8 protein-coding genes are annotated in these 11,620 nt (G+C 71.9%); 3 read left to right on the forward strand and 5 right to left on the reverse strand.

Annotation, left to right across the window (positions count from 1 at the left end; translation table 11 throughout):
- Positions 1–19 precede the first annotated feature (19 nt).
- Complete coding sequence (locus FOF48_RS11980; protein ID WP_143901006.1) at positions 20–2,689, reverse strand: phosphoenolpyruvate carboxylase; 2,670 nt, start codon at positions 2,687–2,689, stop codon at positions 20–22.
- Between the two features lie 203 nt (positions 2,690–2,892).
- Here FOF48_RS11980 and FOF48_RS11985 point away from each other — a divergent pair, with 203 nt between their 5' ends.
- Complete coding sequence (locus tag FOF48_RS11985; protein WP_143901008.1) at positions 2,893–5,241, forward strand: immune inhibitor A domain-containing protein; 2,349 nt, start codon at positions 2,893–2,895, stop codon at positions 5,239–5,241.
- Between the two features lie 98 nt (positions 5,242–5,339).
- Here the strand turns inward: FOF48_RS11985 and FOF48_RS11990 are convergent, their stop codons facing one another.
- Both FOF48_RS11990 and mltG read right to left on the reverse strand, forming a co-directional pair.
- Positions 5,340–7,031: a PAS domain-containing sensor histidine kinase gene (locus tag FOF48_RS11990; RefSeq protein WP_143901010.1), complete on the reverse strand. Its 1,692-nt coding sequence runs from the start codon at positions 7,029–7,031 to the stop codon at positions 5,340–5,342.
- A gap of 9 nt (positions 7,032–7,040) precedes the next feature.
- The gene (gene mltG, locus FOF48_RS11995) at positions 7,041–8,057 is read right to left on the reverse strand and encodes an endolytic transglycosylase MltG (protein ID WP_143901012.1); all 1,017 of its coding nucleotides are present in this window, start codon (positions 8,055–8,057) and stop codon (positions 7,041–7,043) included.
- A 408-nt stretch (positions 8,058–8,465) separates the two neighbouring features.
- Here mltG and FOF48_RS12000 point away from each other — a divergent pair, with 408 nt between their 5' ends.
- Positions 8,466–9,371: a LysR family transcriptional regulator gene (locus tag FOF48_RS12000; protein WP_143901014.1), complete on the forward strand. Its 906-nt coding sequence runs from the start codon at positions 8,466–8,468 to the stop codon at positions 9,369–9,371.
- A gap of 33 nt (positions 9,372–9,404) precedes the next feature.
- On the opposite strand, the gene FOF48_RS12005 is transcribed toward FOF48_RS12000, so the two are convergent.
- Positions 9,405–10,322, reverse strand: a complete 918-nt coding sequence (locus FOF48_RS12005) for a YeiH family protein (RefSeq protein WP_143901016.1) — start codon at positions 10,320–10,322, stop codon at positions 9,405–9,407.
- A gap of 120 nt (positions 10,323–10,442) precedes the next feature.
- On the reverse strand, positions 10,443–11,234 hold the full coding sequence (gene map, locus FOF48_RS12010; RefSeq protein WP_143901018.1) for a type I methionyl aminopeptidase: 792 nt from the start codon (positions 11,232–11,234) through the stop codon (positions 10,443–10,445).
- A gap of 100 nt (positions 11,235–11,334) precedes the next feature.
- Between map and FOF48_RS12015 the strand changes: the two genes are divergently transcribed.
- Positions 11,335–11,619, forward strand: a complete 285-nt coding sequence (locus FOF48_RS12015; RefSeq protein WP_143901020.1) for a LysR family transcriptional regulator — start codon at positions 11,335–11,337, stop codon at positions 11,617–11,619.
- The last annotated feature ends 1 nt before the right edge of the window (position 11,620 follow it).

Raw genomic sequence — 11,620 nt, forward strand, 5'->3', positions numbered from 1 at the left:
GCTCCTGTGTCGCCCTTGTCTAACCGGTGTTCCGCATCCCCGCAGCAATGCCGTTGAGCGCCAGGAGCAGCGGGCGGTCGCACTCCGCGTCCCCGTCGCGCTTGCGCTTGAGCAGCTCCACCTGGAGGAAGGACATCGGGTCCACGTAGGGGTTGCGCAGCGCGATGCTCCGCTGCAACTGCGGATTGTTGTCCAGGAGCTTCGCCTCGCCGGTCAGCGACTTCACCGCGCGGCGCGTGCGCGCGTGCTCCTGCTGGATGCGCAGCCACAGGGGCCGCGTGGACGCGGGGGCCAGCTTCGCGTACCGCGCCGCGATGGCCATGTCCGTCTTCGCCAGCACCATGGTCACGTTGTCGATGACCGTGTGGAAGAAGGGCCACTCCTTGTACATGCGCTGCAAGAGCGCCGCGCCCTCGGGGGTGGCCGCGTAGGACTCCAGCGCGCTGCCCACGCCGTACCAGGCCGGGAGGATGGCGCGCGTCTGCGTCCAGGCGAAGCTCCAGGGGATCGCGCGCAGCGTCTCCAGCCCGCCCGCCTTGCGCTTGCTGGGGCGTGAGCCGATGGGCAGCGCGGCGATCTCCTCCACCGGCGTGCCCGTCATGAAGAACTCCACGAAGCGCGGGTCGTCCCACACGAGCGACCGGTACGCCTGACGGCCCGACTCCGCGAGCACGTCGAACGCGGCGCGGAAGGCCGACTCGTCCTCGGGGGACGGGCGCGGCTGCGCGTCGAGCGTGTGCAGGAGCACGCCGCCCAGCACGAGCTCCAGCGTGCGCTGCGTGAGCTCCGGGCGCGCGTACTTGTGGTCCATCGCCTCGCCCTGCTCCGTGGCCTTGTAGGCCCCGGCCACCGTGCCCGGCGGCAGCGCGAGGATGGCCGTCTGCGCGGGGCCGCCGCCGCGCGCCACCGTCTCCCCCCGGCCGTGGAACAGGCGCAGGGGCACCTCGGCCTCGTCCGCCACCTGGGTGAGCGCCACCTGGGCGCGGTACAGCGCGGCGCTCGCGGCGAGCAGGCCCACCTCCTTGCCGGAGTCGCTGTAGCCCACCATCACCTCCTGCACGCCCCGGCCCTGCAGGTGCTGGCGGTACTCCGGGTGCGCGAACAGCTGGCGCAGCACGTCGGGCCCGCCATCCAGCGCGCCCAGCTGCTCGAAGAGCGGCGCCACGTCCACGGTGGCGCACTGGCGCTCCGCGTCCCAGAGCCCCGCGTGCTTCAGGCACTGGAAGGCCGCCAGGACGTCCTCCGCCGTGGAGGCCATGGAGAGGATGAGGGTGCGGCAGACGGACTCGCCGCCCTCGTCCTGGCCCTCGCGAAGCCGCTTCAGCACGTCCAGCAGCCGCTGGCCCCCCTCGGAGGGAGGCGGTCCCCCGGCGATGGAGGCCGCCGCGCTCACCGCGTCCTCCGCGGGGACGCGCACCTCCAGCTCGCCCAGGCCCAGGCCCAGCGCGCGGACGCGCTCGGACATGCGGCGCACCTCGCGCAGCCCGGCGTGCTCGGCGCGGGCCGCGAAGAGCGACCGCTCCAGCACCGCCAGGTCGTCGCCCAGGGCCTCCGGAGAGCGGTAGGCGCCCGGCGCGAGCGTGGACGCCCTCCCCTCACGCCGGGCCAGCACGTGCTTGAGGGCCAGCGACAGCCGCTCCTCCATGAAGCGCAGCTTGCGCCGCCACGGCTCGCCCAGCGTGCGCGGCCCCTGCTGCTTCGCCACCTCCGGCAGCGCCTTCGCGTCCTCATCCAGCGACCGCTCCAGCTCCTGGGTGGGGCGCGCGTGCCGCTCCGACTGCGACAGCATCCCCCCCAGCCGCTCCACGTCGCGCAGCAGCAGCCGCAGGCCCCGGGCCCGGTGCGCGCGCAGCGTGTCCGCGAACACGTCGGGCGTCACCAGCGGGTTGCCGTCCATGTCGCCGCCCACCCACGAGTGCACGCGGACGGGCGTGTCCAGCGCGCCCAGGGGCTCGCCGTAGGCGCGCTCGAAGGCCCAGTCCAGCGCCTCCGGCAGCCGGGACACCGGCTCCGCCAGCATCTCCTCCACGTACCAGTGGACGTTCTTCACCTCGTCACCCACGGTGGGGCGCTCGCGGCGCAGCTCGTCCGTCTGCCAGAGCGCGGTGATCTCCTCGCGCATGGACGACAGGTTCGCGGCCGCCTCGCGCGGGGTGAGCGCGCACCGGTCGCGCTCTTCCAAGAGCTGCGCCAGCCGATAGAGCTTCTCCAGCAGCGTGCGCCGGACCGCCTGCGTCGGGTGCGCGGTGAACGTCAGCGTCACCTTCAGCGTCCCCAGCGTCTCGCGCACCTTGTCCGCGCCCACCCCCGCGGCCCTCAGCGCGAGGAGCGTCGCCTCCAGCGACCCCTTCTGGGGCCGGGTGGCGGTGGGGCTCGCGTGGGCCCGCGCGCGGCGGATGCGGTGGTGCTGCTCCGCCAGGTTCACCAGCTGGAAGTAGACGGAGAAGGCGCGCAGCACCGGCTCCACCTGCTCCGAGGGCAGCCGCCGCAACACCGCCGCCAGCTCCGCCGCCGCGGCGCGCCGCCCCGCCACCGGCCCCCGCCGGCGCTGGATGGCCAGCTGGCGGACCTCCTCCTCTTTCTCGAACAGGGCCTGCCCCTCCTGTTCGACCAGCACCTCACCCAGAAGCCGGCCCAGGAGCCGGACATCCCGCCGCAGCGGGGGATCCACGGGACGTGTACGCGCCATAGCGGAGCGGAACCGTAGTCCCTCGCCCTGCCCTCGCCCCTACCCATTCTTCGACTTCCGCCGTCCACCAACGGATCACCCGCTCCGTCCTTGCAGGAAAAATTTAATGTCCCCGTCTTCCAAAACTCCCATGTCTTCCACTAGAAACAGGGGCATCCCGGACCCGCCGGGATGCCCGTCTTCAACATCTTGAAGGAGTCGCCATGCGGAAACCCCCATCCTGGCTTGCGTGGAGCCTGCTCGCGCTCGCGGCGCCGTCGGCCTACGCGGAGCGTGCGTGGTACGAGAAGCCGCAGCCTGACGTCGCGCCGAAGACGAAGTCCTTGCGCGCCGCGGCGGAGGACATCTCCGACGACCTGCCCCACACGCTGGGCGAGCAGCAGAAGGAGCTCAAGGCCCAGGCGCTGAAGGAGCGCATCGAGGGCAACGTTCAGCCCGGCAAGGTGCACAAGCTGGCGAACGGCAAGTTCGTGGAGCTGGAGCTGGAGCGCACGGACCGCATCTTCGTGATCCTGGTGGAGTTCGGGACGCAGATCCACCCGGTGTTCGGCAACCCCACCACCAACCCGGGCGGCAACGTGCCCGGCCCGCTGCACAACGCGATCCCCGCGCCGAACCGCGCGGTGGACAACACCTCCATCTGGCAGCCGGACTACGACCGCGCGCACTTCGAGAAGCTGTACTTCGACGCGACGCCGGGCGCGGACTCGGTGGCCAACTTCTACCGGACCGCGTCGTCCGGGCGCTACACCGTGAACGGCGTGGTGTCCGAGTGGGTGAAGGTGCCGTACAACGAAGCCCGCTACGGCAACAACCTGTGCGGCAGCTCCAGCTGCTCCAACTCCATCTGGCCGCTCGTCAGCGACGCCATCAAGGTGTGGACGCAGGATCAGCTCGCCGCCGGCAAGACGCCCGCGGAGATCAAGGCGTACCTGGACACGTTCGACACGTGGGACCGGTATGACTACGACGGCGACGGCGACTTCAACGAGCCGGACGGCTACATCGACCACTTCCAGATCGTCCACGCCGGCATGGGTGAGGAAGTGGGCGGCGGCGCGCAGGGCCCCAACGCCATCTGGAGCCACCGCTGGTTCGCCTACAGCACCGGCACGGGCCCGGACGGCCAGGGCCCGGCCTGGAACAAGCGCGGCGGCACGCGCTTCGCGGCCAACGTGGACAAGTGGGTGGGCGACTACACCATTCAGCCGGAGAACGGCGGCCTGGGCGTGTTCGCGCACGAGTACGGCCACGACCTGGGTCTGCCGGACCACTACGACACGACGAACGCGGCGGACAACGGGACGGGCTTCTGGACCATCATGTCGTCCGGTTCGTACCTGAACGACGGCACGACGGACATCGGCAGCCGGCCGGGTGACTTCTTCGCCTGGGACAAGCTGCAGCTGGGCTGGCTGGACTACGCCACCACGAGCGCGGGCCTGTACTCGTACCACAAGCTGGGCCCCGCGGAGGTGACGTCGCAGAACGCGAAGCAGGCGCTGCTGGTGAAGCTGCCCGGCAAGCCCCGCCCGCAGCCCACCACCGCGCCCTTCGAGGGGCAGTTCGCGTGGCAGGGCGGCCAGGGCAACAACCTGGATCGCGTGCTCGTGAAGACGGTGAAGCTGCCGAACAAGACGCCCATCACGTTCTCGTTCCAGACGTGGTTCGACATCGAGGAGGACTGGGACTACGCCTACGTCGCGCTGTCGGTGGAAGGCGGCCCGTTCGTCAACCTGCCCAGCGCGGTGAGCCGGGCCACGAACCCCTATGGCAACAACCTGGGCAACGGCATCACCGGCACGTCCAACGGCTGGACGCCGCTGGAGTTCGACCTGTCCGCCCACGCGGGCAAGACGGTCACGCTGAAGATCCGCTACAAGACGGATAGCGCGGAGTTCGGCAAGGGCTTCCTGGTCGACTACTTCCAGCTGTGGGCGAAGAACAAGTACGTCTTCGGTGATGACGCGGAGTGGGGCGCCAAGTGGTGGGACGAGAGCACGTTCTTCCCCACGGACGGCACCAACACCTTCTACGATCACTACTACCTGGCCGAGTGGCGTCAGTTCCGCGGCTACGACGAGACGCTGGAGACGGGCCCGTACAACTACGGGTTCAGCGCGGACGGCCTGCCCAAGTACGCGGAGCGCTACGCCTACAACCCCGGCCTGCTGGTCACCTACTGGGACACGTCCATGAGCGACAACCGCGTGTCCGTGCACCCGGGTGAGGGCCGCATCCTGCCCATCGACGCGCGCCCGGTGCCCCTGCAGCTCACCAACGGCCGCTTCTGGTCCGGCCGCGTGCAGACGCACGACGCGACGTTCGGCCTGCAGCCCAGCTTCCCGCTGTCGCTCAAGCCCAACGGCCTGCCGCGCGAGGAGTACCCGTCGCAGCCCGCGGTGCCGGTGTTCAACGACACCAACACCTTCTGGTACGCCGCGCAGCCGTACGCCGGCGTGAAGGTGCCGCCCACGGGCACCATCATCGAGGTCCTGAGCGAGAACAAGAACCAGACCGTGATGCAGGTCCAGGTGCGCCCGGTCGAGTGAGCGCCTGACGAAGGTCGCTGATGCTTGAAGGAGGCCGGCTTCCGCTTCGACGCGGGGCCGGCCTCCGGTCGTTTCCGGGGGCCGTCACGGGCCAGCGCTCACGCCTTCGCGAGCGGCAGCTCCACGCCGAACGTCGCGCCCTCCCCCAGGCAGCTCTCCAGGGACACGCGCCCGCCCTCCGCCTCCACGATGGTGCGGGTGAGGTAGAGCCCCAGGCCCAGGCCGCCGTAGTGGCGCTCGGACACCGCGCGGCCGTAGCGCTCGAAGAGGCGGGGGCGCTGCTCCGGCGAGATGCCGATACCGCCATCGCGCACGGTGAGCCGCGCCACCGGCCCCTCCACCGCGAGCCGCACGGACACCGGCGTGCCCGCGCCGTACTTGAGGGCGTTGTCCAGCAGGTGATCCAACACCTGCGCCAGTCGCGCGCGGTCGAAGCAGCCGCGCACCGACTCCGGGGCGTCCACGCTGAAGTCGCAGTGCTCCAGGGCGAAGCGCGGCGCGAACCGCTCGGACACGTCGCGCACCAGGGCCGCGACGTCCACCTCCTCGCGCTGGAGGCGGAAGGTCCCGGCGCTGATGCGGGAGACGTCCAGCAGGTCGTTCATCAGCTCCGTGAGCCGGCGGACCTGGCGGTGCCCCACCTCCACATGGGATGCGATGATGGGCGCGAGCGGTGAATCCGGGTGCGACTTCAACGCGCGTGTGAGCGCCTGGAGCTTCAGGCTCAGCGGCGTCAGCGGCGTCTTCAGCTCGTGGCTCGCGACGGACAGGAACTCGTCGCGCAGGCGGACGGCCTCGCGCGCGCCTTGGAGCAGCCGCGCGTTGTCCACCGCGAGCGCGGCCAGGTTCGCCAGCTCCTGGGCGAACTGGCGGTCCTCGTCGCCGTAGCGGCGGCCGGACGTGGTGCTCAGGAAGGACAGCGCGCCCAGGATCTGACCGCGGGCCATCAACGGCACGGTGAGCAGCGACCGCGGGCCCACCCGCCGCAACAGCTCCAGGTGCTGCGCGTCCTGCGCCAACGCCTGCATCAGCGCGTCGGTGACGTCGGACGCGACGGTGGCATGTCCGGTCGCGAGCGCCACCGCGGGGGGAGAGACGGGCCGGTCGAGAGACACCGGCGACAGCTGCCGCAAGGCGAACGCGAGCGGCGCCTGGGAGGCGTCCGCCGTCACCACCTGGGCCCGCTCGAAGTGTCCGTTGGGATGCAGCACGTCCACGATGCACCAATCCGCGAGCGCCGAAACGGACAGGTTCGCGAGCGAGGCCAGCGTGGTGGAGGCATCCATCGACGACGAGAACAGCTCGCCCGCCCGCGCGAGGAACGCGGCCCGCTCCTCGCCCAGCGCCTGGGCGTGGATGTCCACGCAGGTGCCCACCCACTCGCGCACGGCGCCGTCCGGCCCCAGCACCGGCGCGCCCCGGGCGAGCATCCACACGTACGCGCCATCCGCGCGGCGCAGCCGGTAGCGCGCGCAGAAGGGCGCCCGGGCGGCCACGGCCTTCTCCCACGCGGACCACGCCCCCGCCCGGTCATCCGGATGCACCGCCTGGAGCCAGCCCTGGTGCCGCATCTGCTCCGGCGTCTGTCCGGTGAAGGCCTTCCACGACGGCAGCAGCGCATCCGCTTCGTCGCGCGCGGGGTTCGACCAGGCGACCTGCGCCGCCGTGGCGAGCAGCAGGCGGAGCCGCTCCGACTCCTCGCGCAACTGGTCGAGCTCCGCCCGCGTCACGGCCTCCATCCCTTCAGGCGGCACGGCGGAACGCTGGGCATCCGAACCAAGGGACGTCATCGCGAGGACTCAATACACGTTGTACTTGGCGCGAAGCGCCTCGTGCTCCTGCGCGTTGCGCGACGGGTGCAGGACCCGCTGCGCGTCATGCAGGTAGTACCAGAAGTCGCTCTTCACCGGCCGCAGCGCGGCGAGCAGCGAGTCCACCGTGGGCGCCCCGATGGGGCCGGGCGGCAGGCCCGCGCGGGTGCGCGAGTTCCACGGGTCCGAGTTGTCGCGCAGCCGCTTGAGGAACGCCTTGCGGTCATTCCACTCGGCGAGCTCGTAGCGGCTGGTCGCGTCCACGCCCAGGGGGAAGCCCTTGTCCACGCGCTTCCAGAGGATGCCCGCGACGAGCGCGCGCTGCGACGGCACCGGCTCCTCGCGCTCCAGCATGGAGGCCATCACGACGATGTCGTGCAGGGACCGGCCGCTCTTCGCGATCTCCTCCTGGTGCGCGTCGTAGAAACGGGCGCGGAAGGTGTCGATCTGCCGCTGGATGAAGGCGTCCACGCGGAAGTTGTCCGCGATGATCCCGTACGTCTCCGGGTAGAGGTAGCCCTCCAGGCCGCGCGACGGCAGCGGGAACGGCGCGGTGAAGTGCTCCGGATGGGTGGCCGCGGCGATGTAGTCACCCGGCTTGATCAACCCCTGCGAGGCGAGCATCTGGTCGGTGTCGCGCAGGCGCCAGCCCTCGATCATCGCGAAGGGCACGTCCTCCGGCAGCGGCGAGCCTTCCAGCGCGGTGGCCAGCTCCTCCACGGAGGCGGTGGGGCTCAGCAGGAAGCGGCCCGCCTTCACGTTGAGGCTGCCCCGGCGCCACAGGTGGAAGCGCCACACCGTGGCGTTGTCCAGGAAGCCCTGGGCCTGGAGCTGCTGCCCCAGGGAGCGCGCGGACGCGCCCTTCTTCACGATGAATTCCTTCGGCGCGGGATCCGCCGCGGGGTGCGGCGCCACGGTGGCCTTCTGGAGGGACACGAACACTCCGCCCACGCCCGCGACCGCCAGGACGCCGAGCACGAGGAGCGCGACGAGGATCTTCTTCATGGGGCGGCAAACTATCACCGGCCCTGACGGTGCCAACGGGAACCGCCAGCCGCGCGGCCGAGCAGGCGGGCGCAGGCGCCCTCTTCTCAACACCCCCCGAGAAGGCCCCCCTCACCTCCAGGCGGAGGACCGGACCGCCTGCTCCGCACCCAAGAGATATACCCAGGGTCGCGGCGCCGTCCCTCCACCGAAAGGCGCGGGCCTCTTCGAGGATAGGCGCACGCCGCGGCGGCCCGGCCCACGGCCACTCGCGCCTGATGCCCGTTTCAGCGGTCCCGCCCGCCGCCGTGGAGGAGACGGTGAGCCTCCGGGGGTCCCTGGTGGGAACCGGACAGCCTGGATTCCGCGCGCGGCCGGCCGTCATGTGAGGCGGGTGGGCCCTGGACCGGGCGCGAGTAGGATGGGGGCTTGTTCGTCGATCCCCGCCGGCTCGAAACGTTCCGTGTCGTCGCCACGACCGGACAGATCTCCGCGGCCTCCCGGCTGCTCCACCTGTCACAGCCAGCGGTCACGGCGCAGGTCCGGCAGCTGGAGGCCGATTGCGGTCAGCCGCTCCTCGTGCGCACCGCGAGGGGTGTGCGGTTGAACGCGGCGGGGCGCGTCCTCTTCGACTACGCGCAGCGCATCCATGGGCTGCTCGATGAGGCGGCGCTCGCCATCGCGGCGGAAGAAACGCTCACCGGGGAGCTGGTGCTGGCGGCCAGCACGACCATCGCCAGCGACATCGTGCCGGGCCTCCTGGCCTCGTTCCTTCGCACGCACCGGGACCTCCAGGTCCGGTTGGAGGTCGGCAACACGCGGGAGGTGTTGTCCTGGCTGGCGGAGGGCCGGGTGCCGCTCGGGCTGGTGGAGGGGCACGCACGGGCGCCGCGGATCCGCCTGGAGCGCTACCTCGACGACGAGCTGCTCCCCGTGGTCGCGGCGCGGGGGCCGGCGGAGTGGCTGCGCATCCGCACGCTCGAAGCGCTGCGAGGGGTGCCGCTGCTCTGGAGGGAGCCGGGCTCGGGCACGCGCGCGGTGCTGGAGCGGGCCTTGCGCAAGGCGGGCGTGCGCAAGGGGCCGCGGCCGGGCGACCTCCAGTTGGGGAGCACGGAGGCCATCAAGAAGGCCGTCGCGCTGGGCCTGGGCGTGGCGCTGCTGTCCCGCTGGAGCATCCACGAGGAGCTGTCCCTGGGCCGCCTCCAGGTGTTGCCCGTGCCCGGCTTGCGCGTCCCCCGCGTCTTCTCCTGGGCCCTGCCCGTGGACGAGCCCTCCGGCGTCGCGGGGCGCTTCCTCCGCCACGCTCGCGCCACGCCGCCCGTGCTGTTGCCTTGAGGGTCCCCCATCCCCGGTGACCGGGCGCGCGGTTCAGGACACCCAGCCCAGGAGCAGCCCCCCCAGGCACAGGCCGGCCATGAGCAACCACAGCAGCACCGCCTGCGCGAGCGGCCGGAGCCCCACGGCGCGCAGCGTGTCGCGCGTCAGCCCCGCGCCCAGCAGGAAGAGCGTCACGACGAGCACCTGCCGCGCGACGGCCGCCACGCCCTGCCCCACCGGAGCGAGCGAGGGGAAGACCGTCACCAGCGCCGCCGCGCCAAGAAACCCGGCGATGAACCACGGTCGGCGCACCTTGCCCGTCACCGCGTTCCCCTTGCGCCGCTGCCACGCCGCGAGCCCCAGCGTCAGCGGGAGGATCCACAGGGCGCGCGCGAGCTTCACCGGCGTCGCCACCGCGAGGGCCTCCGGGCCATAGCGCAGCGCCGCGCCCACCACGGAGCTGGTGTCGTGGATGGCCATCGCGCACCACAGCCCGAACTGGTGCGGCGTCAGCCCCACCGCGTGGCCCACGGCGGGGAAGACGAACAGCGCCACCGCGTTGAGCAGGAACACCGTCCCCAGGGCCACGGACGTCTCGTGCTCCTTCGGCCGCAGCACCGGCACCACCGCGGCGATGGCGCTCCCGCCGCAGATGGCCGTCCCGACGCTGATGAGCAGTCCCGTCACGCGCGGAACCCGCAGCAGCCGGGCAAGCCCCACCCCCACCGCCAGGCACAGCGCGATGCCCACCACCGTGTAGCCCAGCCCTTCACGCCCCGCCGTGAGGACCGTGCGCAGGTCCATGCCCGCGCCCAGCCCGACCACCGCCAGGGACAGCAACCGGGGCGTGAGTCCGCGCGTCCGCGCCGCGAACGGATTGCCCACCGTCATCGCGACGCACAGCCCCGCGAGCAGCGCCGCGCCCGTGGAGACCTGGGGCAGCAGGCACGCCGCCGCGCCCAGCGGCACCAGGACGTGTCCGGGGGTCCATGACCGTACCCGGGCGACAGGGAGAGGAGGAGGAAGTGCCATGCGCGAAGAGATGCGCGCGGACCGCCCCGTCCACCAGATGGCAGAAGCGATGGGCCATCAGCTTTCCGGATACCTCCCGGAGACCCGCAGGTTCAGCTCGCTCGGGGTGAGGACTTCACAGCCATCGCGGGTGACGAGCACGGTGTGCTCGAACTGGGCGGACAGGCTGCCGTCCGCGGTCACGACGGTCCACCCGTCCGGCATCATCCGGATGTCCGGCCGCCCCAGGTTCACCATGGGCTCGATGGTGATGACCATCCCCGAGCGCAGCGTGATGCCCGTGCCCGCCCTCGCGACGTGCGGCACGTGTGGCTCGCCGTGCATCCGCCGGCCGATGCCGTGCCCGCCGAACTCCTCCACCACGCTGCACCCCTCCGCCTTCGCCAGCGCCATCACCGCCGCGCCAATGTCCCCCAGCCGCGCGCCGTGCCGCACCACCGCCACGCCCGCGTCCCGGCACCGCCGCGCCACGTCCACCACGTGCTTCGCGTCGGCGGACACCTCGCCGATGAGGAACGTGGCGGATGTATCGCCGTGGAAGCCGTCCAGGCACGTCGTCACGTCCACGTTCACGATGTCCCCGGGCTTCAGGTGCTCATCCGGACGCGGGATGCCGTGGCACACGACGTGGTTGCGGCTGGTGCACACCGTGGCGGGAAAGCCCTTGTAGCCCAGCTGGCTGGGCGTGCCGCCCCGCCGTGCCGTGTCCTCGCGAACCCACGCGTCGATGTCCGCCGTCGTCACGCCCGGCTGGAGCCTGCCAGCCACGTGCTCCAGCGTGCCCGCCGCCGCGCGCCCCGCGAGCCGCAGCCGCTCCACTTCACTGCCCTTGAAGAGAGGAATGCCCATGCCGGGCAAGGTGGCATCCGCTCCTTCGAAACGTCCAATGCTGTTCTGGCATCGCCCTGCCCCGTGCACGGCCCGCGGGTCCCGCGCTAACCTCGCGCGCGTGAGCATCACGCACCTCCAATCCTTCATCGCGGTGGCGGAAGAAGGCCACGTGGGCCGGGCCGCGCGCCGGCTGCACCTCACGCAGCCCCCGCTCAGCCGTCACATCCTCGCCCTGGAGGACGAGCTGGGCACGCCCCTCTTCGAGCGCGTCCCCCGGGGCATGCGCCTGCTGCCCACCGGAGAGGCCCTGCTCCAGCACGCGCGCCGCATCCTCGCGGAGGTGGACGCCGCGACGCGCACCGTGCGCGAGGCGGCCCGGGACCCGAAGCCGCCTCCCGCCTGAC

Origin of the sequence: Corallococcus sp. Z5C101001, assembly GCF_007352635.1 — a bacterium.
GTDB classification, from domain to species: Bacteria; Myxococcota; Myxococcia; order Myxococcales; family Myxococcaceae; genus Corallococcus; species Corallococcus silvisoli.